A 24520-nucleotide genomic window follows, 5' to 3' on the forward strand; every position below is an offset into this window, starting at 1 on the left:
TGATTGTTGTTGGCCGCGCGCGCGGCGGTCCGCGAGAGAGCATGTTCCGATCGACGTTCTCGATCTGGAGCGCCCCGTCTCGCGATGGAGGTTAGACTAGTCGGCTGGGGTTTGTGGTCAACACTCTGTAAGGCGCACAGATAGCCCGGATGGAGCGCAGCGCAATCCGGGGCAGATTGATCCGCAGATGACGCGTCCCGGATTTCGCTGCGCTCCATCCGGGCTACAAGGTGTCAATATTACCGCTTGCGATCCAAAAATCCCTGCAGCAGGCGCTGCGGCTCGCCGGTCTGGAACGACTTGCCGAACACGCCGACGCTGAGGTTCACCGACTCGGTCAGCGGCAGCTCTTCCCACTGCCGCAGCAGGTCCTTCTGGATGCGCAGCGCCTCGGGGCCGCATTCCAGCAGCGCCTTCACGGTGTGCTCGACAGCCTCATCAAGGCCGCCGGGCTTCGCCACCGTGTCGATCAGGCCCCAGGCGAGCGCAGTGGGGGCGTCGATGTTCTCCGCTGTCATCATCAGCCAGCGGGCGCGGCCCCAGCCGATCAGGCGCGGCAGCAAAGCGGCATGAATCACCGAGGGGATGCCGACGCGGACCTCGGGCATGCCGAACATCGCGTCATGCGCGGCAACGCGGACGTCGCAGGCGGCCGCGACCTCAAGGCCGCCGCCGAGGCACCAGCCGGGCAGGCGGGCAATCACCGGCGCGGGGAACTTGCGCACGGCCTCGCAGAGATCGCGCAGGCGGCTGATGAATGCTTCCGCGGATCGTTGGTCGAGCGTCGCCATTTCCTTGATGTCGGCGCCGCCGATCATGCTGCGCTCGCTTTCGCCGGCCAGGATCACGGCGCGGATGGTCGGATCGGCCGCGAGTTGCTCAAAGCCTTCGCACACGCCGTTGGTCACGGCCGAGCTGACGATGTTCAGCTTGCCGGCGTTGCAGATCGTGAGGCGGACGACGCCTCTGCTGTCGCGGTCGATGCCGCAGTGGGGATTGAGCATGTCCATTGGAAAGGTCCCGGCGCAGGAATTGATGGCGGCCATGTCCCGGACAAAGCCCGTCTCTGTCAAGGCACTGGCCCTGTGGTTGCGCTGCATGGCGCGGATCTATAGAATTATAGTAATCATATAAATGGAGCCGTTATGACCGCCGCCGAGACACCAGACCTGCATTCGCCCGAACTGACGCGCACGCGCGTGGTGGAATGGCAGGCCCCCGGGCCGGTCGCCAGGGTGGCGATGCCGATGTCCGGGATCGAGGCGATGCGCGCGATCCGCGACGGCTCCTTGCCGCCGCCGCCGATGGCAAAACTAATCGGCTTCCGCATGACGGTTGTCGACGAGGGGCGGATCGTGATGGAACTCGAGCCGCATGAGAGCCTCGAGAACACCATCGGCCTCTTGCACGGTGCGACCGCCGCCGCGCTGCTCGATACCGCGATGGGCTGCGCGATCTCGACCCTGCTGCCGGCGGGGCAGACCTCTGTCACGCTCGACCTCAAGCTGACCTATCTGCGCCCGCTCTCGGCGCGCTCGGGAACCATCTCGGCCGAGGGCAAGGTAATCAAGCTTGGCCGCCAGACCAGCTACGCCGAAGGTTTTGTCCGCGACGGCAAGGGCAATCTTGCAGTGCACGCGACCGCGACGTTTTCCATGCTCGGCGGGGAACCAAAAGCGAAATAACTGCAGCATCCCGGGCGCAAATCTGTTATTGTATGATTAGAAACATTCCATGAGAGCGGCATGCGCTATTCGAAAGAACACAAGCAGGAGACCCACGCGCGGATCGTGAAGAAGGCCGCGACGCGGCTGCGCGAGAAGGGCGCCCATGGCATCGGCGTCGCCGACCTGATGAAGGACGCCGGCCTGACCCATGGTGGCTTCTACGCGCATTTCGACTCGCGCGAGGCGCTGGTGATCGAGGCCTTCAACTACGCCATGGACCGCGCCAACGAGCGCTGGCGCAAGGTCACGGCGGAGGTGCCGCCGGAGAAGCGGCTTGCGACCATCGTCGACGGCTACCTGTCGGCGGTGCATCGCGACGATCCCGGCCAGGGCTGCGCGGTGCCGGCGCTCGGTGCCGAGATCGCCCGCGAAAGCCCGAAGACCCGCAAGGCCTTTGCGCTCAAGCTCGACCAGATGATCGACATGATCACCGACCAGATCCAGGACGTGCCGCGCAAGACCGCGCGCAAGCAGGCGATGGCCACGCTCGCGACCATGCTGGGCACCATCGTGATGTCGCGGATCGCAGGCAATGGCGAAATGTCCGACGAGATCTTGAGCGCGGGCCGCGAGGCGGTGCTCGGCCGGACGGCGGTGACGAAGAAGCCGCGTGCCAGAGCGAATTAGGGGCGTTCCTGCGACGAGGCGCCGGATCTCCCCTGTTTAGCTTTCGTCGGCAACGAAGGCATGAGGCACCCTTTGGAAGGCCTCAGCCCCGCGAGGCTTCCGGAGTGACGGCCCTTCGCATGCTCCCTCCGACCTTGACGGCCGAGGCAATAATCAATAGCGACCGCCATCGCGCTTTTGTTGTGTGAGCCATTCCGATAGCGTCCTCGTTTTTGATCGTGGATCGCCCGACGGCCCTCGTCTGATACTCGTTCCGGAGCGAGCCGACCGAAGCTCGGCTGATTCAGTTCCCACGATCGCGTCTGCGCAAGCCGACGATCTCTCGGCAGCTTCTCTCTCGAGGCGCAGCTTCTTCAATCTCGCCATTTTGTCCCGCTCTGCCTCTGTCTCGGCTCCGTCGGACAACAGCGTCTTGTGGTGAGCAGTCTCTGCTGAACCCCAGACTCCGATGATGGTTGTCTCGCCAAGCGCCTTGCAGGCCTCGAGCCGATGTAACCCCTCGAGCAAAACGAGTCGGCCCTCATCAGGCCGAACGAGAATGGGGACTTGTTGCCCAACTTCCAGAATACTCGCCGCGATTTCTTGAACGAGCTCAGGCCTGAGGGTTTTCCGTTTCTTAACGGGCACGTAAATCTGATCGATTGGAAGACTTTCCGGGTCGGGCACAGTGTTACTCCCTACTCAGGATCCGTCCAAAATGCGGTTTAAGGATGAAGCGCCACACTGCCAAGGCATTTCTCAAACTGAGCTCGAGGGACAGCGCTAGTCACGTCGGCCCGGCAAACAGCGCGCGCTCGGCTTCCACCGTCTCGTAGATATAGTCTGCCACAGCGCGGATGCGGGCGAGGTCCTTGCTGTCGGCGTGCATCAGGAGCCAGAAGGTGCGCGAGATCCGCACCTCGTCGGGCAGCACCGGCTGCAACTCGGGGTGGGCGGACGCCATGAAGTGCGGCAGCACCGCGATGCCGAAGCCGGCGATGGTGGCGTTGAGCTGTGCGATCAGGTTGGCGCTGCGGAATTTGGCCGAGATCTTCGGCGAGACCTGCGGCAGATAGTCCAGTTCTGGCGTGAACAGTAGTTCCTCGATGTACCCGACGAAGCGGTGCTTCGGCAGGTCGGCACGTGCGACGATCTTTGGCGTCTGCGCCAGATAGCTGGGTGCGGCATAAAGCCCGAGCGTGTAGTCGAGCAGCTTGCGGCCGACGATGCGGCCCTCCTTCGGCATGGTCAGGCTGATCGCGATGTCGGCCTCGCGCTTGGAGAGCGAGAACAGACGCGCGGTGGCAACGAGCTGCAAATCGAGATCAGGATACCGCTCGGTGAACTTAACCAGCCGCGAGGCCAGGAAATGGCTGCCGAAGCCGTCCGGTGCGCCGATCCGTACCGTGCCGGTGAGATGCGCGCGCGAGCCGCCGACCGCCTCCTGGTTGGCGACGATGGTCGATTCCATCGCCTCGGCGCTGTCGGCGACGCGCTGGCCGGCCTCGGTCAGCAGGTAGCCGGTCTTGCGCCGATCAAACAGTTTTGCGGAGAGGCGGCCTTCCAGCCGGTCGACACGCCGGATCACTGTGGCATGATCGACGCCGAGCTGCTTGGCGGCAGCCGACACCGACCCGCCGCGCACGATGGCAAGCACGAAACGGAAGTCGTCCCAGTCGATTGTGTCGCCGCCTTGATCCTGCATTTCCGCACATCTAAGGTGCAATTTATCGGACTTGAATCCTATAAAATGCAGGGTCATTAGGGTTTGTAAAGCGATCTCGCCGCGAGGAGCGGCGATTCAGGTCTTCAAGGGAGGATATTCATGCGCTCGATCGGACATTTCATCGGTGGCAAGGAGGTCAAGGGCACCTCGGGCCGTACGGCCGACGTTTTCGAGCCGATGACCGGCGACGTCCAGGCCAAGGTGGCGCTGGCCTCCAAGGCCGAAGTTCGCGCCGCGGTGGAAAACGCCCGCGCTGCGCAGGGCGAATGGGCCGCCACCAACCCGCAGCGCCGCGCCCGCGTGATGATGAAATTCGTCGAGCTGGTGCAGCGCGACTACGACAAGCTCGCCGAACTGCTGGCGCGTGAGCACGGCAAGACCGTCCCCGACGCCAAGGGCGACATCCAGCGCGGCCTTGAAGTCGCCGAGTTCGCCTGCGGCATCCCGCATCTGATGAAGGGCGAGTACACCGAAGGCGCCGGCCCCGGCATCGACATCTATTCGATGCGCCAGCCGCTCGGCGTCGTCGCCGGCATCACGCCGTTCAACTTCCCGGCGATGATCCCGATGTGGAAGTTCGCGCCCGCGATCGCCTGCGGCAACGCCTTCATCCTCAAGCCGTCGGAGCGCGATCCGGGCGTGCCGATGATGCTTGCCGAACTGATGATCGAGGCGGGCCTGCCGGCCGGCATCCTCAACGTCGTCAACGGCGACAAGGAAGCGGTCGACGCCATCCTCGACGATCCCGATATCAAGGCGATCGGCTTCGTCGGCTCGACGCCCATTGCACAGTATATCTATGAACGCGCCGCGCAGACCGGCAAGCGCTGCCAGTGCTTCGGCGGCGCCAAGAACCACGCCATCATCATGCCCGACGCCGACATGGACCAGGCGGTCGACGCGCTGATCGGCGCCGGCTACGGCTCGGCCGGTGAGCGCTGCATGGCGGTCTCGGTTGCTGTGCCCGTCGGCAAGACCACCGCCGACCGGCTGATGGAAAAGCTGATCCCGCGCGTCGAGTCGCTCAAGATCGGCACCTCGGTCGATCCGTCGGCCGACTACGGTCCGCTGGTGACCCGCGAGGCAGTCGAGAAGGTGAAGAGCTACATCGACATCGGCGTCAAGGAAGGCGCGACGCTCGCTGTCGACGGCCGCGGCTTCAAGATGCAGGGCTACGAGAACGGCTTCTATCTCGGCGGTTCGCTGTTCGACAACGTCACCAAGGACATGCGGATCTACAAGGAAGAGATTTTTGGCCCGGTGCTCTCGGTGGTGCGTGCCAAGGATTATCATGAGGCGCTGGCGCTGCCGTCCGACCACGACTACGGCAACGGCGTTGCGATCTTCACCCGTGACGGCGACGCGGCGCGCGATTTCGCGGCCAAGGTCAATGTCGGCATGGTCGGCGTCAACGTTCCGATCCCGGTGCCGATCGCCTACTACACCTTCGGCGGCTGGAAGAAGTCCGGCTTCGGCGATCTCAACCAGCATGGTCCGGACTCGGTCCGCTTCTACACCAAGACCAAGACGGTGACCTCGCGTTGGCCGTCCGGTGTCAAGGACGGTGCGGAGTTCTCGATCCCGACGATGAAGTAAGTCCGTTCAGGGCGAGGCAATGATGCAGTTCGCTCTCAACGAGGACCAGATCGCGGTTCGCGACATGGCGCGGGCGTTTGCGGCGGAAAAGATCGCGCCGCACGCGCTCGAATGGGACGAGAAGAAGCACTTTCCGGTCGAGGTGATGCGCGAGGCAGCAGGCCTCGGCATCGGCGGCATCTACATCAAGGACGATGTCGGCGGCTCGGCGATGACGCGCTTCGACGCCGCGCTGATCTTCGAGGCCTTGGCGACGGGCTGTCCGACCACCTCGGCCTTCATCTCGATTCACAACATGGCGTCCTGGATGATCGATGCCTATGGCAACGACACCCAGCGCCACACCTGGCTACCGAAGCTCTGCACGATGGAGATGCTCGCGAGCTACTGCCTGACCGAGCCGGGCGCCGGCTCCGATGCCGCTGCGCTGCGCACCCGCGCGGTGCGCGACGGCGATCATTATGTGCTCAACGGCCAGAAGCAGTTCATCTCGGGTGCCGGCAGCACCGATCTCCTGGTGGCGATGGTGCGGACCGGCGGCGATGGCCCCGGCGGCGTCTCGACGATCGTCGTCGACGGCAAGACGCCGGGCGTGTCGTTCGGCGCCAACGAGCGCAAGATGGGCTGGAATGCGCAGCCGACCCGCGCCGTGGTGTTCGAGAACGCGCGCGTGCCGGTCGAAAACCGGCTCGGCGAGGAGGGCATCGGCTTCAAGATCGCGATGGCCGGTCTCGACGGCGGCCGTCTCAACATCGCGGCATGCTCGCTCGGCGGCGCGCAGACGGCGCTCGACAAGGCGCTGGCCTATATGAAAGACCGCAAGGCCTTTGGAAAACGCCTCGACGAATTCCAGGCGCTGCAGTTCAAGATCGCCGACATGGCAACCGAACTGGAAGCCGCACGCACCTTCCTGTGGCGGGCAGCGGCCGCGCTCGACCGCAAGGATCCTGACGCCTCCATGCTGTGCGCGATGGCGAAACGGTTCGGCACCGATGTCGGCTTCGAGGTCGCCAACCAGGCGCTGCAACTGCATGGCGGTTACGGCTATCTCAGCGAATACGGCGTCGAGAAGATCGTGCGCGATCTTCGCGTGCACCAGATTCTCGAAGGCACCAATGAAATCATGCGGCTGATCGTGTCGCGCAAATTGATCGAGGGCGCACGATGAATGACGTGGCCGCTGCCGAAGGCGACCTGATTGCACGCAAGGAAGGGGCGGCCGGCATCATCCGGCTGAACCGGCCGAAGGCGATCAATGCCGTGACATTGGAGATGTTCCACGACATCGACAGGGCGCTGGACGCGTTCGAAGCCGATCCTGATGTCGCAGTTATCGTGCTGGAAGGCGCCGGCGAGCGCGGCCTGTGCGCCGGCGGCGATATCCGCGCGCTCTGGGAAAGCTCGAAGGTCAAGGGCGACCTCGGCAAGATCCTGTGGCGCGACGAGTACATCCTCAACGCGCGGATCAAGCAATTCCCGAAGCCCTATGTCGCCTTGATGGACGGCATCGTGATGGGCGGCGGCGTCGGGCTGTCGGCGCACAGCCGGCACCGCGTGGTGACCGAGCGAACCAAGCTTGCGATGCCCGAAGTCGGGCTCGGCTTCTTCCCCGACGTCGGCGGCACCTATCTGCTGTCGCGCTCGCCGGGCGAGATCGGCACCTATTTTGGTCTCACAGGCACCACGATGAACGGACCCGACGCGATCTATGCGAAGTTCGCCGATGCCGTGGTGCCGAGCGTCAAGCTTCCGGCGCTGCGCGAGGCATTGACTAAGGTTGCGCCGGGCACCAACTCGGCCGAGATCGACCGGCTGATTGCAGGCTTTGCCACCGCAGAGAAATCCGGTCCCGTTGCCGCACTACAGGCCAAAATCGACAGCTGGTTCGCGCGCGGACGCATGGAGGACATCGTTGACGCGCTGAAAGCCGATGGCTCCGAGCTGGCGCAGGCCACGCTGAAAACGCTCGGCGAGAAGTCCCCACGCGGCATGGTGGTGACACTGAAACTGTTGCGATTGGCGCGCGCCACCGAGACGCTCGAGGAATGCCTGGTGCGCGAATATCGCGCGGCGCTCGAAGTGTTTGCCAGCGACGATTTCCGCGAGGGCGTGCGCGCCGCCGTGATCGACAAGGACCGCAATCCGAAATGGCAGCCCACCCGGATCGAGGACGTGACGCCGGAGATGCTGGCGCCTTACTTCGCCGAGATCGGCGCCGATGAACTGAAATTTCCTGACAGCAAATAGAAACGTCGCAAGCGGAGGACTTCCCATGGCAAACGTCGCATTCATCGGGCTCGGCAATATGGGCGGGCCGATGGCGGCCAATCTGGTCAAGGCCGGCCACAAGGTGACCGCGTTCGATCTGGTCGCAGCATCCCGCGATCAGGCCAGAAGCGACGGCGCCGCGATCGCCGAGAGCGGCGTCGGCGCAGTGAAGGGCGCCGATGTCGTCATCACCATGCTGCCGGCCGGCAAGCATGTGCTCGGCGTCTGGAACGAGGTGCTCCCGGCGATGGCCAAGGGCACGCTGATCATCGATTGCTCGACCATCGACGTCGAGAGCGCCAAGCAGGCGCATGCGCTGGCCGCCAAGCACGGCATCGCCTCGGTCGATGCGCCGGTTTCCGGCGGCACCGGCGGCGCGAAGGGCGCGACGCTGACCTTCATGTGCGGCGGCGAGGCCGAGGCATTCGCGGCGGCGCAGCCGATGCTGGCCAACATGGGCAAGAAGATCGTGCATTGCGGCGGCGGCGGCGCAGGGCAGGCGGCCAAGATCTGCAACAACATGATCCTGGGCATCTCAATGATCGCGGTCGGCGAGGCCTTCGTGCTGGCCGAAAAGCTCGGCCTGTCGCATCAGGCGCTGTTCGACGTCGCCTCGACCTCGTCGGGGCAGTGCTGGTCGCTGACCACCTATTGCCCGGTTCCCGGCCCGGTGCCGACTTCGCCGGCCAACAATGACTACAAGCCGGGTTTCGCCTCCAACCTGATGGTGAAGGACCTGACGCTGGCGCAGGACGCCGCCAATGCCGCCGGCGCGGTGACGCCGCTCGGCAAGCATGCGCAGGAGCTCTATAAGACATTCGACGCGTCGGGCCACGGCGGGGTCGACTTTTCCGGAATTATCCAGCACGTTCGGAGCCTCGCTGGGAAATAATGTTGGGTCCGTGATCCGGAGGTGCGAGCGCCAGCGAGCCTCGAAGGATGCGGTGCCCGTGGCCCATCCTTCGAGACGCCGCTTCGCGGCTCCTCAGGATGACGGCGGTGAACGCGGTGAGACCCCATGACCACATTTCAGGACGCACGCGCCTTTCTGCTCAAGCACCGCACCGACTATGATGCAGCGGTAAAGGGATTCCGCTGGCCGGATCCCGTGCCGTTCAACTGGGCGCTCGACTGGTTCGACGCCGAACTGGCGCACAATGCCGACAGCCGCGACCGTCCGGCGCTGTGGATCGTCGATGCGGCCAGCGGCAACGAGACCAAGCTGTCGTTCGCCGAGCTGTCGCGCCGTTCCAACAGGGTCGCGAACTTCCTGCGCGCGCAGGGGCTGCAGCGCGGCGATCATCTGTTGCTGCTGCTCGGCAATGTGGTGCCGCTGTGGGAGACCATGCTGGCGGCGATGAAGCTCGGCGTGGTCGTGATCCCCGCCACCACGCTGTTGACGGCGGATGAATTGCGCGACCGGCTCGATCGCGGCAAGGCGAAGGCGGTGGTTGCCACGCAGGATCAGGTCGCGAAGTTCGTGGGCCTCGGCGGCGACAAGCTCGTGCGCATCGTGGTCGGCGCGGCGCAGACGAACGAGGGCTGGCTGCCGTTCGAGGATGCGGCGAAGGCACCCGAGGCGTTCACGCCTGATGGCCCGACCAAGGCCGACGACCCGATGCTGCTGTATTTCACCTCGGGCACCACGGCAAAGCCGAAACTGGTGCGGCACAGCCAGCGCAGCTATCCGGTCGGCCATCTCTCTACGATGTACTGGATCGGCCTGCAGCCCGGCGACATTCATCTCAACATCTCATCGCCCGGCTGGGCCAAGCATGCCTGGAGCTGCTTCTTCGCGCCATGGAATGCCGGTGCGACGATCTTCATCGTCAACCAGCCACGCTTCGAGGCGAAAGGACTGCTCTCGATCATAGGCCGCTGCGGCGTCACCACGCTGTGCGCGCCGCCGACGGTGTGGCGGATGTTCATCCAGGAGCAACTGTCGGACTTCAAAATGAGCCTGCGTGAAGTGTGCGGCGCCGGCGAACCGCTCAACCCCGAGATCATCGACCAGGTCAAATCGGCCTGGGGCCTGACCATCCGCGACGGCTACGGCCAGACCGAGACCACGGCGCTGGCCGGCAATTCGCCGGGGCAGAAGGTGAAGGTCGGCTCGATGGGCCGGCCGCTGCCAGGCTATCGCGTCCAGGTCACCGATAATGACGGCCACGCCGCGAAGGAGGGCGAAGTGACGCTGTTGCTCGGCACTGAGCGGCCGGCGGGCCTGATGCAGGGCTATCAGGGCGACGACGGCAAGCTGATCGGCACCGACGGCGCGATCTACCGCAGCGGCGACGTCGTGTTCACCGATGACGAGGGCTATCTCACCTTCGTCGGCCGCACCGATGACGTGTTCAAGTCCTCCGACTACCGCATCTCGCCGTTCGAACTGGAGAGCGTGCTGCTCGAGCATGATGCGGTGGCGGAAGCTGCCGTGGTGCCGAGCCCGGACCCGATCCGGCTGGCGGTCCCGAAGGCCTATATATTGCTGGTATCAGGCGTCGAGCGCACCCCGGAGACGGCGCTGTCGATCTTCAAACATTTGCACACGCGGCTCGCACCGTTTAAACGCATCCGCAAGATCGAGCTGGTCACCGAACTGCCGAAGACGATTTCTGGAAAGATCCGTCGTGTGCAGTTGCGCCGGCTCGAACATGACGATGTCAGAAGCGATGCGTTGCGCGGAGCCGAGTTCCGCGAGGAAGAATTTCCGGAGCTGCAGAAGGTGCGGACCTCCGGTTAGCGGAGGTTAGCCAATGAACGAAGTCTGGAAGAAGCCGCCGGTGTCGCTGGAAACCTACCAGGGCATGGTCGGCAAGGAGATCGGCGTGTCCTCATGGCACCTGATGGATCAGGGCCGCATCGACACCTACGCCGACGTAATCGAGGATCACCAGTTCATCCACGTCGATCCCGAGCGCGCGAAGCAGGAGACTGCGTTCGGCACCACGATCGCCCATGGCTTCCTCACGATGTCGCTGCTGTCGATCATGTCCTACGAGGTGATGCCGGTGCTCGAGGGCACCGCGATGGGCGTCAATTACGGCTTCGACAAGCTGCGCTTCATCTCGCCGGTGCGCTCGGGCAAGCGCGTCCGCGGCCGCTTCGTGCTGGCCGAAGCCACGCTGCGGAAGCCGAAGGAACTGCTGTCGCGCACCAACGTCACGGTCGAGATCGAGGGCGAAGAGAAGCCCGCGCTGGTCGCAGACTGGCTCGGCCTGATCTATTTCAGCTGAGGGATGGTTGAGTAGCTCCACTTTTCCCGCTAGCGGGAGAGGTGGAGTGAGCCCGCCTCGACCCGCCTTCACAGGTGGTGCGTTGCACCACCGATCCACATAGCGCATTGACGGCTTTGATCCCTGGTGTCCATCATGCCCCCGTTGAGGCGGTGCGGTCCCGGGAGTGGCAGCCATGGTACAGAACATCGTCGCCGGACTTGTCGTAGTCGGTTTGATTGTGATTGGCTCGCTGAGCTACGCCCAGGAGCATCATGAGTGCTGGAGCGGGCACCTGCTCAAAAGCCTGAAACCCTGCGGGTCGATGACCCCTTCCGTCTAGCGCGCCCGGTGGCCGACTTGGGTCTGGCCTTCTTGGGTCTTGGCCGGGCTTGACCCGGCCATCCATCGCTGCTCAAAAGTCTCCAACCTTTTCATGCCGCTCGGGCACTCACCCTCTCCCCTTGTGGGAGAGGGTGGCGCAATCGAGCGGAGCGAGATGGAGCCGGGTGAGGGGTTTCTCTCCGCGTGCTCATCCGTGGAGAGAACCCCTCATCCGGCGCTTCGCGCCACCTTCTCCCACAAGGGGAGAAGGGAAGTCAGAGCAGGAATAACGGCATGGCAATCAGGTTCGACGGACGCGTCGCTATCGTCACCGGCGCGGGCAATGGTCTTGGGCGGGCGCACGCGCTGGGGCTCGCCAGCCGCGGCGCCAAGGTCGTGGTCAACGATTTCGGCGGCGCGCGCGACGGCACCGGCGGTTCGCTGTCGCCGGCCGAGACCGTGGTCGAGGAGATCCGCAAGGCCGGCGGCACCGCGATGGCCGACGGCGCCGACGTCTCGAACTTCGAGCAGGTCACCGCGATGGTCGAGCGCGCCACCAAGGAGTGGGGCAGCGTCGATCTGCTCTGCGCCAATGCCGGCATCCTGCGCGACAAGTCGTTCACCAAGCTCGAGGTCGCCGACTGGGCCAAGGTGCTCGACGTGCATCTCACCGGCACCTTCTATTGCTGCAAGGCGGTGTGGGCCGGCATGCGCGAGCGCAACTACGGTCGCATCGTGCTGACGACCTCGTCGTCCGGCCTGTTCGGCAATTTCGGCCAGGCCAATTACGGCGCGGCGAAGGCCGGCATGGTCGGCCTGATGAACGTGCTCGCCGAAGAGGGGCGCAAGAACAACATCAAGGTCAACACCATCTCGCCGACCGCGGCGACCCGCATGACCGAGGAGCTGCTGCCGCCGCAGGCGCTGGCGCTGATGAAGCCGGAAGCGATCACGCCGGCGGTCGAATTCCTGCTCTCGGAGGATGCGCCGACCCGCACCATCATGGGCGCAGGTGCCGGCTCGTTCGCGGTGATCCGCGTGCTGGAGACCGAAGGCGTCAACCTGCCGCAATCCGAATGGACCCCCGACGGCGTCGCCGCGCACTTCAAGGACATCAGCGATATGTCGACCGCGAAGGCGTTGCAGGGCGCGTTCGAGCAGACGCAGAAGTATGTCGCCCAGGCCGCCGCGCGGGCCGGGATCAAGCTCTGAGCATGAGCGTCGCCGTCATCGGAGCCGGTCCCGCCGGCCTGATGGCGGCGGAAACGCTTGCGGCGGGCGGTGCGCAGGTCACTGTCTATGACGCGATGCCGTCGGCGGGCCGCAAGTTCCTGATGGCCGGGCGCGGCGGGCTCAATCTCACCCACAGCGAGCCGCTGGCCGATTTCCTCAAGCGCTATCGCGAGGCGATGCCGGACCTGAAGGCCGCGGTCGAGGCGTTTCCGCCCGATGCGCTACGGGCCTGGAGCGAGGCGCTGGGGGAGCCGACCTTCGTCGGTACCAGCGGCCGCGTGTTTCCAAAAGCGTTCAAGGCATCGCCGCTACTGCGAGCCTGGCTGCGGCGGCTCGATGCCGCGGGCGTTGCGTTCGCATTCCGGCATCGCTGGATCGGTTGGGACGCGCGCGGCGGACTGCTGTTCGAGACGCCGGACGGCCCGCGCGTGGCCAACGCTGACGCAGTCGTGCTCGCGCTCGGCGGCGCGAGCTGGCCGCGGCTCGGCTCGGATGGCGCCTGGGCGGAGATCCTCGCGGCGAACTGCATTGCCGTGGCGCCGATGAAACCGGCCAATTCCGGCTTCACAGTCGCATGGTCGAATGTCTTTCGTGACCGGTTTGAGGGCCAGCCGCTCAAGGGCGTCGCCCTCACGATCGGACCGCACACCGTGCGCGGCGAGGCGATCGTCACCCGCACCGGGATCGAGGGCGGCGCGATCTACGCGCTGTCGGCGGAATTGCGCGAGGCGGTGCTCGCCAGGGGAACGGCGACGCTCAGCGTGGCGCTGCGGCCCGATGCTGCACGCGACGAACTGGTCGCGCGGCTGTCGGAGCCGAAGGGCAAGCAATCCTTCTCCAACTTCCTGCGCAAGGCGGCGCAGCTCTCGCCCGTCGGCATCGGGCTGTTGCAGGAGGCAGCAGCGGTCTCCGGCCGATCGTTGGCCGCGCTGCCGCCGGCTGAACTGGCCGGGCTAATCAATGCGGTGCCGATCGAGATATCGGGCGTGGCGCCGATCGCGCGCGCGATCTCGAGCGCCGGCGGGATCAGGTTCGACGAGCTCGACGCGCACTTCATGCTGCGTCGGCTACCCGGTGTTTTCGCCGCCGGCGAGATGCTCGACTGGGAGGCGCCGACCGGCGGCTATCTGTTGCAGGCATCGTTTGCGACGGGGCGCGCCGCGGGGAAGGGCGCGTTGAACTGGCTCGCGCAACGCGCCGCGTAAACCTGGTCATTCCGATCCCGTCTTCGTCGCGATGTCGGTCATGAACCCCAGCACGCCGAACGTGGCGGCCACCGCGCAGACCGCCGTCCAGCCGCCAAAGCTCCACGCCGCGGACGCCGCGGCTGCGCCGACCGCGCCGCCGATGAAGAACAGCGCCACGAACAGGCCGTTGATCCGGCCGCGCGCCTCGGGCTGCAACAAATTGACGGCGCGGCGGCCGAGTGTCTGGTCGGTGGTGATGCCGAAATCGAGCAGCACGGCGCCGACGCCAAGCAGCGCGAGGGCCGTGATCCGCGATTCGGTCATGCCTGCCCAAGCGCACAGCGCGAGCGCGCCGACGATGAGAAGGTGCGAGACGATCAGCAACGGCCGCGCGAAACCTCGGTCGCCCCAGCGCCCGGCGATCGGGGTCGCCGCCGCCCCGGCCACGCCGATCAGCGCGAACAGCGCGATGCCCTTGGCATCGAGCTTGAACGGCGCATCCGGCAGCCGCAGCGCCACCGCGGCCCAAAAAGCGGTGAACGATGCCATCACCAGCGCGGCGGTCCAGGCACGCACGCGCAGCACCGGTTCCTCGCGCAGCAATCTTGGGAACGAACGCAGCAGCGGGCCGTAGCTGACCTTCGTCGTGGGCTGCAGCGTCGGCAGGTAGCGCGCCAGCGCGCCACCGAGCACGGCCATCAGCACGGCCGAGGTGAGGTAGTAGCCGCGCCAGTTCCAACTGTCGGCGATCAGGCTCGCCATCGGCCGCGACAGCAGGATGCCGATCATCAACCCGCTCATGACATCGCCGATCGCCTGTCCCCGGCGTTCCGGCGGCACCATCGAGGCGACCAGCGGCACCACCATCTGGATCGCGGCGCAGGAGGCGCCGAGGATGAAGGTGGCGGCCAACAAAATCAGCGGCGTCGGCGCCATCGCGGTGCCGACCGCCGCGATGATGGCGCAGGCGAGTGTGCGCAGGATCAGCCGCCTGTTCTCGACGAGGTCGACCAGTGGCACCAGCAGCAACAGCCCGAGCGCGTAGCCGAGCAGGGTCAGCGTCGAGATCAGGCCGGCCTGCAGCGCGGTCATGTCGAGCGATCGGCTGATCAGGCCAACCAGGATCTGCGGCGCAAACAGATTGGTGACGACGGTGCCGGTCGTGATGGCGCCGATCCAGATCAGGGGACGCACGGAGACGGCGCGCGCCGGGGAGAGCTTGGTGGCTTCGGAAATCGTCATGGGACCTCGCGACGGAGTGGCGAGACCCCTTTAGGGGATCGGCATAATATGCTACAATTCAAATAAGTTGATGAAGAATATGCGAGTTTGTTATGAACACCCATGACCTTGTTGCGTTCGTCGCCGTGGTGGAGACCGGATCGATCGTCGCGGCCTCAGCGCGGCTGAACCTGACCCAGCCCGGCGTGACGCGGCGGATTCAGAATCTCGAGGAGATGCTGGGTGCGCAGCTGCTCGACCGGCTGTCGAAGCCGCTGAAGCCGACGGCTGCGGGGATCGAGGCCTATGAGCAGGGTCGCCGCGTGCTGCGCATGCTCGACGACCTCAAGTCAGGCGTCGCCAATGACGGCGTGGTACGCGGCGAGTTCAGGCTCGGCCTGACGCCGTTTTTGTCGGAGGCGGGGCTGACCGGACCGCTCGATGCGGTGCGCGGCGAATTCCCTTCGCTTGCGGTGCGCGTCGTCTCGGGCTGGTCGCCCAATCATATGGAGCGGGTGAGCCGCAACGAGCTTGACGCCGCTGCGGTCTGCCTGCCCGACGGCACCGCGCCGCCCGACGATCTCGTGGCCTCCGATCTCGGCGCGCAGCCGGTGGTGTTCGTCGTCGCGCGCGAGATGAAGACGCCGAAATTCGTCGACCTCGAATGGCTGTCGCGGACCGGGTGGGTGATCAACCAGGACGGTTGCGGTTTCCGCCAGACGCTGAAGCGCCATTTCGATGCGGCGCATCTGCCGTTCACCATCGCGGTCGAGGCGCTCGACAGCGAATTGCGCCTGTCGCTGGTGGCGCGCGGGCTCGGTATCGGCCTCGTCACGCCGGTGGCGTTGAAACGAAGCCCGATCCGCAGCCGGCTCAAGACCGTGAAGATCGCGGAATTCAATCCGGCGGTCCGCGCCTGGATCGTGCACCGCCCGCCCGCGGGCCGCCTGGCGCGGCCGATCGAAGTGTTTCGCGATGCGCTCGACCGCGAGCTGCAGGCGCTGATCCGGGGGTAGATTCGTAGGATGGGTAGAGCGAAGCGAAACCCATCGACTTCGATCCGCGCGGAAGCATGATGGGTTTCGCTGCGCTCTACCCATCCTACAGATTGTCGCTAGCGCAGCTTCCCTCTTGCCGCGACCGGCAACGCGCCGATGATCTCCTCGCCGCGCACCATCACCACCTCGTCCATCATGTTGACGACGACGCAGACGTGGTTGGGCACGATCCGCACGACGTCGCCGACATTGGGCCGCGTGTTGCTGCGGGACAGATCAAGGAAGCCGTGCTCCTCGGCAAAGCGTGCGATCTTGGCCTCGGGATGTTCGAGGATCAGGCCGTGGCCTTCGAGGCCGCCGGTGTCCGAGGTCAGCGTCTTGGAGCCGGCATCGAGGATCCCGCGCTCCGGGCCGGCGCGGCTGACCACGGTGGAATAGATATGCAGCGCGCAATCGTCCCAGGTGGCGACGCCGGCGGCGACCTGCATGCGGTCGTTGTAGATATAGGTGCCGAAGCGGTGCTCGGTGCCGCCCTTCAGTCTGCCGAGATTGACGAGGTTCGGCGTGCCGCCGGTGGAGACGATTGTCGCATCGAGGCCGTGGGCGCGCACGCCGGCCAGCGCCTCGTCGTAGAACTTCTGCGCATCCACCCAACCGGTCTCGGTCGGGTACAGCATGAAGCCGGCAAAGCTCAGGCCCTTGGAGCCGGCGATCTCGCGCGCCAGCGCGATCGCCTCGGCCGGGGTCTCGACGCCGGCGCGCTTGCGCCCGGTGTCGCATTCGACGACGACCGAGAGCGGGCGGCCGGACGCGGCTGCCGCCTTCGGCAGGTCGCCGATCACGACCGAATTATCCGCCGCGACGGTGACGTTGGCCTTGCTTTGCAGCGCGCTGAGCCGCGCCATCTTCTCGTCGCCGAGCAGATTGTAGCTGATCAGGATGTCGTCGATGCCGCTGTCGGCCATGATCTCGGCCTCGCCGAGCTTCTGGCAGGTGATGCCCTTGGCGCCTGCCTTGATCTGCAGCTGCGCCAGCATCGGGTTCTTATGGGTCTTGATGTGCGGCCGGTTGGCGACGCCGGCCTCGTCGCAGGCCTTCTGGATGCGCGCGATGTTGCGCTCGACACGGTCCATGTCGATCACGGCGCAGGGTGTGCCGTATTCCTTGGCGATCTTGGCGGCGAGGGGCGTGGTCATGATGTCTCTTCTCCGGCCTCGTAGGATGGGTAGGGCGAAACGAAACCCATCGAATTCCTTCGTTGCGTCATGATGGGTTTCGCTGCGCTCTACCCATGCTACGCATCATGCTTGTTCGATCTCTTCGCGCAGCACTTCGAGCTCGAGCCAGCGGTCCTCGGCGGCGGCGAGCTCGTCCTGCGCCTTGGCGATCGCCGCTGAAGCAGCATCGAACTTCTTGCGATCCTTCGCATAGAGGTCGGGATCGTCGAGCAGCTTCTGCTGCTTTGCGATCTCGGCGTGCAGTCTGTCGATCGTCTTCGGCAAAGTTTCCAGCGCGTGCTTCTCGTTGAAGCTAAGCCGGCGCCTGGGGGCCGCTTCGGGTGCCGCGGCCCTGGCTTCCTTTTTCTCCTCGGCCGGAGCGTCCGCCTTCACCGTCTCGCGCTTCACGTCGGCGCCGCGCTGCGCCAGCATGTCGGAATAGCCGCCGGCGTATTCGATCCAGCGGCCCTGGCCTTCGGGCACGATCACCGACGTCACCACGCGGTCGAGGAAATCGCGGTCGTGGCTGATCAGGATCACGGTGCCGTCGTAATCGCCGAGCATGTCCTCGAGCACGTCGAGGGTTTCGAGATCGAGGTCGTTGGTCGGCTCGTCCAGGATCAAGAGGTTCGACGGCTTGGCGAGCGCGCGCGCCAGCATCAGGCGGCCGCGCTCGCCGCCGGAGAGGGCTTCCAGCGGCGTGCCGCGCTGCTCCTGCGCGAACAGGAAATCCTTCATGTAGCCGATGACGTGCTTCGACTTGTCGCCGACCATGACGTGGTCGCCGCGGCCACCGGTCAACGCCTCGGCCAAGGTCAGCTTCGGATCGAGGCTCTCGCGATGCTGGTCGAGCGTCGCCATCTCGATATTGGCCCCGAGCCGCACCGAACCGGAATCGGGCGGATCGTTGCCGATCAGAAGGTGCACCAGCGTGGTCTTGCCGGCGCCGTTCGGGCCGACGATGCCGACGCGGTCGCCGCGCTGGATCCGGGTCGAGAAGGTATCGACGATCGTGCGCTCGCCATAGGCCTTGGTGATGGTCTTCGCTTCGATCACGAGGCGGCCGGATTTCTCGGCCTCGGCGGCGGCGAGCGTGGCATTGCCGGTGGCGCCGCGGTAGTCGCGGCGCTGATCGCGCAGCGCAAAGAGATTGCCGAGCCGCTTGACGTTGCGCTTGCGGCGGCCGGACACGCCGTAGCGCAGCCAGTGCTCTTCGTTGACGATCTTGCGGTCGAGCTTGTGCTGCTCGCGTTCTTCCTCCGCCAGCACCTCGTCGCGCCACGCCTCGAAGGCGCCGAAGCCGCGCTCGATCTGCCGGATCTGGCCGCGGTCGAGCCAGGCGGTGGTGCGCGACAGATTGGTGAGGAAGCGGCGGTCGTGGCTGATCAGGACCAGCGCGCAGCGCCGGCTCTCCAATTCGCCTTCGAGCCATTCGATGGTCGGCAAATCGAGATGGTTGGTCGGCTCGTCCAGCAGCAGGATGTCGGGCGAAGGCGCCAGCACCCGTGCCAGCGCCGCGCGGCGCGCCTCGCCACCGGAGACGTGCGCGGGATCTTCCTCGCCGGTGAGGCCGAGCTGTTCGAGCAGATAACGCGCCTGGTAGTGGTCGTCGCCGGGGCCAAGGCCCGCTTCGACATAGGCCAGCGTCGTCTTGTGGTCGCCGAAATCCGGCTCCTGCGGTAGATAGCGGATGGTGGCACCGGGCTGCACGAAACGGCTGCCGGAGTCAGGTTCGACCAGGCCGGCCGCGATGCGCAGCAGCGTCGATTTGCCGGAGCCGTTACGGCCGATCAGGCAGACGCGTTCGCCCGCGGAGACCGACAGCTCGACGCTGGAGAGCAGCGGCGTGCCGCCAAACGTCAGGCTGATGTCCTTGAGCTGGATGAGCGGTGGGGCCATCGCGCTAATTCCCGTTTGCCGGCGCCTGCTCGGCGCGACGGCGCTGGATGCGGCGGATGGTCTGGTCGAGCGCCGCCAGGAAATTCGAGCGGTCGCGCGGCGAGTATGATTTCGGCCCGCCGGTGATCTCACCCGAAGAGCGCAGATCGGTCATCAGATTGCGTACAGCGAGCGTCATGCCGATCGATTGTTCGGTGAACGGCTTGCCGTTCGGCGCGATCACATCGGCGCCGGCCTTGACGCAGCGGCTCGCCAGCGGAATGTCCGCGGTGATGACAATGTCGCCCTCATGCGCGCGCTCCGCGATCCAGTCGTCGGCGGCATCCATGCCGGAACCGGCAGCGATGCGCTCGATCAGGGGATCCTGCGGCACGCGGATGAAATTGCCCGCGACCACGCTGACGGGCACCCCGAGCCGGATCGCGACGCGGTAGATTTCGTCCTTCACCGGGCAGGCGTCGGCGTCGACATAGATGCGGGTCTGTGCAGGGGTTTCAGTCATCGATCTGGTGGTTGGCGGGCGCGGCCTGCGTGTACTCCATGGCGCGGAAAATTGCGAGCAAAACGAGAGGCTTGCCATGCCTTTTCGTTCGACTACCATTGTCACCAGAAAAACAACGGAAATAAGGGAAAACCCCATGAACTCGCAGACCGGATCGCAGGCCTACCGCGTCTCGGCGTACAACACCTCGAAACTGTCCGAGAACAAGATCCACGACGACACCGTGGCGCGGAAGTTCGGCTTTTCCGGCGGTCTGGTGCCCGGCGTCGATGTGATGGCCTACATGATGCACCTGCCGGTCGAGAAGTGGGGCCGCGATTTCCTGGAACGCGGCCTGATCGAGGCCCGCTTCGTGAAGCCGGTCTATGACGGCGAGATCGCGGAATTGACCGGACAGGAAACCGGCGATGGGCTCATGATCGAGCTCCATAGCCGCGGCGAGCTCTGCGCCACCGGCACCGCGTCGCTGCCGGCCTCAGCGCCGAAATTTGTGCTCGACGATTACAAGCAGGTCGCGGCCGTCGCCGAGCGCAAGCCGGTCAGCGCGTCGTCCTATGAAGAGGGCAAGTGGCTCGGCACCATCCCGCGCGACTGGTCCGGTGATGCCGCCAGGGAATATCTCGCCGATATCCGCGAGACCGACCCGATCTACTTGCGCGAAGGTCTCGGCCATCCCGGCCTGCTGCCGCGGGTGATGAACAAGGTGCTGGTTGACAATGCGATCCTCGGGCCGTGGATCCATGTCGGCACCCGCATGCAGCTGTTGTCGGCGGGCAAGATCGGCGAGGAGCTGACCGCGCGCGCCAAGGTGACCGGCAATTACGACAAGAAGGGCCACCGCTTCGTCGAGCTCGACGCGCTGGTGCTCGGCAACGGCACGCCGCTCGCGCATTGCCACCACATCGCCATCACCCAGCCGCGCGAGCAGGCTGCGGCGTAGGGAAGGGGCAAAGCCCGTCCGCACCAACAGGTGTCATACCCCGCGCATGCGGGGTATTCAGTACGCCGCAGCCTGTCGGTTCTATCGCTGACGTCTCTGGAATACTGGATCACCCGCTTGCGCGGGCGATGACAGCGGTGAGTGATGCTGAAGCGGCGCCTTACGCCGCCTTCGCCTTGGCGTCCTGGATCGCGCGCCAGACGCGTTCCGGCGTCAGCGGCATGTTGATGTGCTTGATGCCGTACTCCGACAGCGCATCCACCACGGCATTGACGATGCAGACGAGGCTGCCGGCGCAGCCGGCTTCGCCGCAGCCCTTGGTGCCGAGCGGATTGGATTTCGCCGGCGAGGGGTGATCGCCGACCAGCATCGACGGCACGTCGCCGGCGCGCGGCAGCGCGTAGTCCATGAACGAGCCGGTGATCGGCTGGCCCGAGCCATCGTAGCTGACTTCCTCCATCAGCGCCTGGCCGATGCCTTGCGCGACGCCGCCATGGAGCTGGCCGGCGACGATCATCGGATTGACCACGGTGCCGAAATCGTTGACGGCCGAGTAGCGCACGATCCGCGTCACGCCGGTGTCGGGATCGATCTCGACCTCGGCGACGTGACAGCCGTTCGGGAAGGTCGACGCCGTCTCCTTGGTGGCGTGATCGACGTCGAGCGTCTCCGGCGTGCCCTCGGGCATCTTGCTTTCGCGCATCCGCTCGGCGAGCTCCATGATGCCGATCGAACGGTCGGTGCCGGCGATGGTGAAGCGGCCCTGGCCGAATTCGATGTCGGCCTCGGAGGCCTCCAGCATGTGCGCGGCCGCCTTCTTGCCCTTTTCGACCACCAGCGCGGAAGCCTCGACGATCGCCTGTCCGGTCGCGGTGATCGAGCGCGAGCCGCCGGTGCCGTTGCCGAAGCGCACCAGATCGCTGTCACCCTGTTCGAGGGTGATCTTCTCGAAGGGGACGCCGAGCTGCTCGGACAGCACCTGCGCGAACGGCGTGGCATGGCCCTGGCCATAATCCAGCGTGCCGGTGGTGAGCTTTACCGAGCCGTCGGGCTCGAAGGTGATCTTGCCGAGCTCGCCGCTCGGCGGCGCGGTGACCTCGAGATAGGAGCCGACGGCGATGCCGCGCAGCTTGCCGCTCTTTTTGCTCTCCTTCTTGCGCCTGGCGAAGTTCTCGTAGTCCGAGATTTCCAGCGCCTTCTGGAACACGCCGGCGAAATCGCCGCTGTCATAGGTGACGCCGGAGGCGGCCGGGAACGGCAGCTGCGACGGCTTGATGAAGTTGCGCTTGCGCAGTGTGAGGCGGTTGATGCCCATCTCGTCGGCGGCGGCGTCGATCAGCCGCTCCATGTAGTAATTGGCCTCGGGCCGGCCGGCGCCGCGATAGGCCCCCATCAGCGTGGTGTTGGTCACGACCGTCTTGATGTCGACGCCGAGCAGGGGCGTGCGGTAGACGCTGGCGAGGTTCTTGCCGGTGTTGAGCGACAGCGGGCCCGGCGCGACGCCGGTGATGTAGGCGCCGAGGTTGCCGTAGCCGGAGAGCCGCACCGCGAGGAACTTGCCGTCGGCGTCGAGCGCGAGCTCGGCATGGATCAGCTGAGCGCGGCCCTGGCTGTCGGACAGGAAGCTGGTCGAGCGCTCGTCGAGCCACTTCACGGGACGGCCGAGCTCGCGCGCCGCATGCGCGATGCAGGTGTATTCGGGATAGTTGAGGTTCTTCATCCCGAACGAGCCGCCGACATTGCCGGTGAGGATGCGGACCTTGTCGGCGGGCACGTTGAGCAGGCGCGCCAGGATCGCCTTGTTGCCGGAGACCCCCTGGGTCGGCACCTGCAGCGTGAAGCGTTCGGTTTTCTTGTCGTAATGCGCCAGCGCGACGCGCGGCTCCATCGAGACCACGGCGACGCGGGTGTTGACGATGTCGAGTTTTGTGACGTGCGCGGCGGCAGCGAACGCGGCCTCGATCCTGGCGGTGTCGCCATAATGATAGTCCAGCGCGACATTGTCGGGGATGTTGTCATAGAGCTGCGGCGCGCCCGGCTTGGTCGCTTCGGCCGCGTCCGTCACCGCGGGCAGCGGCTCGATATCGAGCTCGACGGCTTCAGCCGCATCGCGAGCCTGCGCCGCGGTTTCCGCGACCACGAAGGCGACGGGATCGCCGACGAAGCGCACCTTGTCGGTCGCGAGCGCCGGGCGGTTGGTCTGCTTGAGCGGCGAGCCGTCGCGATTCTTCAGCGGCAGGCCGCAGGTGAAGGGGTTGTAGCCCGCGGCCGCCAGGTCGGCGCCGGTCCAGACGCCGAGCACGCCCGGCATCGCCTTGGCGGCTTCCGTATCGATCCCCTTGATGATGCCGTGGGCATGGGAGGAGCGGACCATCCAGCAGTAAGCCTGGCCGGGCAGGGAGAAGTCGTCGGTGTATTTGCCCTTGCCGCGCACCAGGGTGTCGTCCTCCTTTCGTCGAACAGGCTGTCCGACACCGTATTTTTGCAGTGCGATAGCGTTTTCGAGGGAGGCGGGCGGCGTATGATCTTGCATCGAAAATGACCTGAAATGCCCGGATTTGCTGGAGTTTGGGGGCGCAGACGAGATAACGCACGCCCCCCTTAACGACAACGCCCGATTGGGCATGGACCCAATGTGAACGGAGTTTGCGTAGGGCTTTGACGCTGCTAAAGTTTCCGTGAACGGACAATTATTCGGCGGGCCCCAAGAATCCCCCTGGATTGCTCTTTGGGTCCTGCGGAAAGACAGTGTTTTGATGAATGACTATGTGCGGCTTTGTGACGGCCCTCCGGCCGGCGAAGCCCCGTCAGGGCTGATTGCAGCGGCCGCGGAGAGCGGCGTCTACGCCGCGCTCGACCTCGGCACCAACAATTGCCGGCTGTTGATCGCCTGTCCCACCGGCGACGGGTTCCGCGTGGTCGATTCCTTCTCGCGGATCATCCGGCTCGGCGAGGGCATCGCCGCGACCGGCTCGATCAGCGAGGCCGCAATCGAGCGGGCGATCGCCGCGCTGGCCATTTGCAGCGACAAGATCCGCTATCGCAAGGCCCGCCGGCTGCGGCTGATCGCCACCGAGGCCTGCCGCGCCGCCGGCAATGCCGAAAGCTTCCGCGCGCGCGTCGCAGCCGAGACCGGCATCGAGCTCGAGGTGATCGATCGCGAGACCGAGGCAACGCTCGCCGTGATCGGCTGCTCGCCGCTGCTCGACCCGAAGGGGCGGGGCGCCATCCTGTTCGACATCGGCGGCGGCTCGACCGAGCTGGTGCGGATCGAGCGCGATCCCGGCGTGCCCGATGCGCCGCCGCGCATCAAGGCGTGGATGTCGATCCCGCTCGGCGTCGTCACGCTGGCCGAACATTTCGGCGGCAAGAACGTCACCAGAGACATGTATGCGCGGATGATCGATGAGGTCGCCCGCCACGTCGCGCCGTTCGCGGCCGAGCACGGCAAGGACCTGCGCGACATGCACATGCTCGGCACCTCGGGCACCGTGACCACGCTCGCCGGCGTGTTCCTCAATCTGTCGCGCTACGATCGCCGCCGCATCGACGGCATCTGGATGAACGATGGCGACGTCACCGCGACGATCCAGAAGCTGCTCGGCATGAACTACGAGGCGCGCGTCAACAACAACTGCATCAGCGTCGAGCGGGCAGATCTAGTGCTGGCCGGCTGCGCGATCCTCGACGCGATCCGTAACGCGTTCCCGATGCCGCGGCTTCGCGTCGCCGATCGCGGCCTGCGCGAGGGCATGCTGGTCGAGATGATGCGCGAGGACGGCGCGCTGCGGGCGTGCTAGAGCTGCCTTAGCCTCGCCCCGCTCGCGGGGAGAGGCCGGATTGCATGTCAATGCAATCCGG

22 protein-coding genes are annotated in these 24520 nt (G+C 65.7%); 14 read left to right on the forward strand and 8 right to left on the reverse strand.

What is annotated here, in order from left to right; all coding sequences use genetic code 11:
* Positions 1-239 precede the first annotated feature (239 nt).
* The gene (locus AC066Y_RS19045; protein WP_478275221.1) at positions 240-1010 is read right to left on the reverse strand and encodes an enoyl-CoA hydratase; all 771 of its coding nucleotides are present in this window, start codon (positions 1008-1010) and stop codon (positions 240-242) included.
* Between the two features lie 135 nt (positions 1011-1145).
* Here AC066Y_RS19045 and AC066Y_RS19050 point away from each other — a divergent pair, with 135 nt between their 5' ends.
* Positions 1146-1685, forward strand: a complete 540-nt coding sequence (locus tag AC066Y_RS19050; RefSeq protein ID WP_478275222.1) for a PaaI family thioesterase — start codon at positions 1146-1148, stop codon at positions 1683-1685.
* Positions 1686-1745: 60 nt separating this feature from the next.
* A complete protein-coding gene (locus AC066Y_RS19055; RefSeq protein ID WP_478275223.1) occupies positions 1746-2354 on the forward strand; it encodes a TetR/AcrR family transcriptional regulator in 609 nt (202 codons plus the stop codon).
* Positions 2355-2507: 153 nt separating this feature from the next.
* Here AC066Y_RS19055 and AC066Y_RS19060 read toward each other — a convergent pair whose 3' ends face one another.
* Positions 2508-3020, reverse strand: coding sequence for a ParB N-terminal domain-containing protein (locus AC066Y_RS19060; protein ID WP_478275224.1), 513 nt, complete (start codon positions 3018-3020; stop codon positions 2508-2510).
* Positions 3021-3120: 100 nt separating this feature from the next.
* A complete protein-coding gene (locus AC066Y_RS19065; protein ID WP_478275225.1) occupies positions 3121-4038 on the reverse strand; it encodes a LysR family transcriptional regulator in 918 nt (305 codons plus the stop codon).
* 120 nt (positions 4039-4158) lie between these two features.
* Between AC066Y_RS19065 and AC066Y_RS19070 the strand changes: the two genes are divergently transcribed.
* The 9 genes from AC066Y_RS19070 to AC066Y_RS19110 all read left to right on the forward strand — a co-directional run bounded on the left by AC066Y_RS19070 (position 4159) and on the right by AC066Y_RS19110 (position 13900).
* Positions 4159-5655, forward strand: coding sequence for a CoA-acylating methylmalonate-semialdehyde dehydrogenase (locus AC066Y_RS19070; protein WP_456723531.1), 1497 nt, complete (start codon positions 4159-4161; stop codon positions 5653-5655).
* A 22-nt stretch (positions 5656-5677) separates the two neighbouring features.
* Positions 5678-6823: an isobutyryl-CoA dehydrogenase gene (locus tag AC066Y_RS19075; protein WP_478275226.1), complete on the forward strand. Its 1146-nt coding sequence runs from the start codon at positions 5678-5680 to the stop codon at positions 6821-6823.
* Positions 6820-7902, forward strand: coding sequence for an enoyl-CoA hydratase/isomerase family protein (locus tag AC066Y_RS19080; protein WP_478275227.1), 1083 nt, complete (start codon positions 6820-6822; stop codon positions 7900-7902). The genes AC066Y_RS19075 and AC066Y_RS19080 overlap by 4 nt, the downstream gene beginning before the upstream one ends.
* Positions 7903-7927: 25 nt before the next feature.
* A complete protein-coding gene (mmsB, locus tag AC066Y_RS19085; protein WP_478275228.1) occupies positions 7928-8815 on the forward strand; it encodes a 3-hydroxyisobutyrate dehydrogenase in 888 nt (295 codons plus the stop codon).
* A gap of 126 nt (positions 8816-8941) precedes the next feature.
* The gene (locus AC066Y_RS19090; RefSeq protein WP_478275229.1) at positions 8942-10666 is read left to right on the forward strand and encodes an AMP-binding protein; all 1725 of its coding nucleotides are present in this window, start codon (positions 8942-8944) and stop codon (positions 10664-10666) included.
* Positions 10667-10679: 13 nt separating this feature from the next.
* Entirely contained in the window at positions 10680-11159 is a 480-nt protein-coding gene (locus AC066Y_RS19095) for a MaoC family dehydratase (RefSeq protein WP_478275230.1), read from the forward strand.
* 175 nt (positions 11160-11334) lie between these two features.
* The gene (locus AC066Y_RS19100; RefSeq protein ID WP_171947537.1) at positions 11335-11481 is read left to right on the forward strand and encodes a hypothetical protein; all 147 of its coding nucleotides are present in this window, start codon (positions 11335-11337) and stop codon (positions 11479-11481) included.
* A 275-nt stretch (positions 11482-11756) separates the two neighbouring features.
* Positions 11757-12674: an SDR family NAD(P)-dependent oxidoreductase gene (locus AC066Y_RS19105; protein ID WP_176531899.1), complete on the forward strand. Its 918-nt coding sequence runs from the start codon at positions 11757-11759 to the stop codon at positions 12672-12674.
* Positions 12675-12676: 2 nt separating this feature from the next.
* Positions 12677-13900, forward strand: coding sequence for a BaiN/RdsA family NAD(P)/FAD-dependent oxidoreductase (locus AC066Y_RS19110; RefSeq protein WP_478275231.1), 1224 nt, complete (start codon positions 12677-12679; stop codon positions 13898-13900).
* 6 nt (positions 13901-13906) lie between these two features.
* Here AC066Y_RS19110 and AC066Y_RS19115 read toward each other — a convergent pair whose 3' ends face one another.
* A complete protein-coding gene (locus tag AC066Y_RS19115) occupies positions 13907-15124 on the reverse strand; it encodes an MFS transporter (protein WP_478275232.1) in 1218 nt (405 codons plus the stop codon).
* A gap of 92 nt (positions 15125-15216) precedes the next feature.
* Between AC066Y_RS19115 and AC066Y_RS19120 the strand changes: the two genes are divergently transcribed.
* Positions 15217-16119 carry a LysR family transcriptional regulator gene (locus tag AC066Y_RS19120; protein ID WP_478275233.1) on the forward strand — a complete coding sequence of 301 codons (903 nt, stop codon included), beginning with the start codon at positions 15217-15219 and terminating at the stop codon, positions 16117-16119.
* 98 nt (positions 16120-16217) lie between these two features.
* Here the strand turns inward: AC066Y_RS19120 and AC066Y_RS19125 are convergent, their stop codons facing one another.
* The 3 genes from AC066Y_RS19125 to AC066Y_RS19135 form a co-directional block, all read right to left on the reverse strand.
* Positions 16218-17297 (reverse strand): D-TA family PLP-dependent enzyme, encoded by a 1080-nt coding sequence (locus AC066Y_RS19125; RefSeq protein WP_478275234.1) that lies wholly within the window; start codon positions 17295-17297, stop codon positions 16218-16220.
* Positions 17298-17402: 105 nt separating this feature from the next.
* Entirely contained in the window at positions 17403-19217 is a 1815-nt protein-coding gene (locus AC066Y_RS19130) for an ABC-F family ATP-binding cassette domain-containing protein (protein WP_478275235.1), read from the reverse strand.
* 4 nt (positions 19218-19221) lie between these two features.
* The gene (locus AC066Y_RS19135) at positions 19222-19719 is read right to left on the reverse strand and encodes a YaiI/YqxD family protein (protein WP_478275236.1); all 498 of its coding nucleotides are present in this window, start codon (positions 19717-19719) and stop codon (positions 19222-19224) included.
* A 136-nt stretch (positions 19720-19855) separates the two neighbouring features.
* On the opposite strand from AC066Y_RS19135, the gene AC066Y_RS19140 reads away from it, so the two are divergent.
* Positions 19856-20659 carry a hypothetical protein gene (locus tag AC066Y_RS19140; protein WP_478275237.1) on the forward strand — a complete coding sequence of 268 codons (804 nt, stop codon included), beginning with the start codon at positions 19856-19858 and terminating at the stop codon, positions 20657-20659.
* Positions 20660-20819: 160 nt separating this feature from the next.
* Here the strand turns inward: AC066Y_RS19140 and AC066Y_RS19145 are convergent, their stop codons facing one another.
* Positions 20820-23192, reverse strand: coding sequence for a xanthine dehydrogenase family protein molybdopterin-binding subunit (locus tag AC066Y_RS19145; RefSeq protein WP_478275238.1), 2373 nt, complete (start codon positions 23190-23192; stop codon positions 20820-20822).
* 223 nt (positions 23193-23415) lie between these two features.
* Here AC066Y_RS19145 and AC066Y_RS19150 point away from each other — a divergent pair, with 223 nt between their 5' ends.
* Complete coding sequence (locus AC066Y_RS19150; RefSeq protein ID WP_342722501.1) at positions 23416-24459, forward strand: Ppx/GppA phosphatase family protein; 1044 nt, start codon at positions 23416-23418, stop codon at positions 24457-24459.
* The last annotated feature ends 61 nt before the right edge of the window (positions 24460-24520 follow it).

The organism is Bradyrhizobium sp. USDA3010, assembly GCF_056429065.1.

Excerpts from the sequence above, each read along its gene's own strand:
- AC066Y_RS19045 (WP_478275221.1), bottom strand. The coding sequence starts at position 1,010 with ATGGACATGCTCAATCCCCACTGCGGCATCGACCGCGACAGCAGAGGC.
- AC066Y_RS19050 (WP_478275222.1), top strand. The coding sequence starts at position 1,146 with ATGACCGCCGCCGAGACACCAGACCTGCATTCGCCCGAACTGACGCGC.
- AC066Y_RS19055 (WP_478275223.1), top strand. The coding sequence starts at position 1,746 with ATGCGCTATTCGAAAGAACACAAGCAGGAGACCCACGCGCGGATCGTG.
- AC066Y_RS19065 (WP_478275225.1), bottom strand. The coding sequence starts at position 4,038 with ATGCAGGATCAAGGCGGCGACACAATCGACTGGGACGACTTCCGTTTC.
- AC066Y_RS19070 (WP_456723531.1), top strand. The coding sequence starts at position 4,159 with ATGCGCTCGATCGGACATTTCATCGGTGGCAAGGAGGTCAAGGGCACC.
- AC066Y_RS19075 (WP_478275226.1), top strand. The coding sequence starts at position 5,678 with ATGCAGTTCGCTCTCAACGAGGACCAGATCGCGGTTCGCGACATGGCG.
- AC066Y_RS19080 (WP_478275227.1), top strand. The coding sequence starts at position 6,820 with ATGAATGACGTGGCCGCTGCCGAAGGCGACCTGATTGCACGCAAGGAA.
- mmsB (WP_478275228.1), top strand. The coding sequence starts at position 7,928 with ATGGCAAACGTCGCATTCATCGGGCTCGGCAATATGGGCGGGCCGATG.
- AC066Y_RS19090 (WP_478275229.1), top strand. The coding sequence starts at position 8,942 with ATGACCACATTTCAGGACGCACGCGCCTTTCTGCTCAAGCACCGCACC.
- AC066Y_RS19095 (WP_478275230.1), top strand. The coding sequence starts at position 10,680 with ATGAACGAAGTCTGGAAGAAGCCGCCGGTGTCGCTGGAAACCTACCAG.
- AC066Y_RS19100 (WP_171947537.1), top strand. The coding sequence starts at position 11,335 with ATGGTACAGAACATCGTCGCCGGACTTGTCGTAGTCGGTTTGATTGTG.
- AC066Y_RS19105 (WP_176531899.1), top strand. The coding sequence starts at position 11,757 with ATGGCAATCAGGTTCGACGGACGCGTCGCTATCGTCACCGGCGCGGGC.
- AC066Y_RS19110 (WP_478275231.1), top strand. The coding sequence starts at position 12,677 with ATGAGCGTCGCCGTCATCGGAGCCGGTCCCGCCGGCCTGATGGCGGCG.
- AC066Y_RS19115 (WP_478275232.1), bottom strand. The coding sequence starts at position 15,124 with ATGACGATTTCCGAAGCCACCAAGCTCTCCCCGGCGCGCGCCGTCTCC.
- AC066Y_RS19120 (WP_478275233.1), top strand. The coding sequence starts at position 15,217 with ATGAACACCCATGACCTTGTTGCGTTCGTCGCCGTGGTGGAGACCGGA.
- AC066Y_RS19125 (WP_478275234.1), bottom strand. The coding sequence starts at position 17,297 with ATGACCACGCCCCTCGCCGCCAAGATCGCCAAGGAATACGGCACACCC.
- AC066Y_RS19130 (WP_478275235.1), bottom strand. The coding sequence starts at position 19,217 with ATGGCCCCACCGCTCATCCAGCTCAAGGACATCAGCCTGACGTTTGGC.
- AC066Y_RS19135 (WP_478275236.1), bottom strand. The coding sequence starts at position 19,719 with ATGACTGAAACCCCTGCACAGACCCGCATCTATGTCGACGCCGACGCC.
- AC066Y_RS19140 (WP_478275237.1), top strand. The coding sequence starts at position 19,856 with ATGAACTCGCAGACCGGATCGCAGGCCTACCGCGTCTCGGCGTACAAC.
- AC066Y_RS19145 (WP_478275238.1), bottom strand. The coding sequence starts at position 23,192 with ATGCAAGATCATACGCCGCCCGCCTCCCTCGAAAACGCTATCGCACTG.
- AC066Y_RS19150 (WP_342722501.1), top strand. The coding sequence starts at position 23,416 with ATGAATGACTATGTGCGGCTTTGTGACGGCCCTCCGGCCGGCGAAGCC.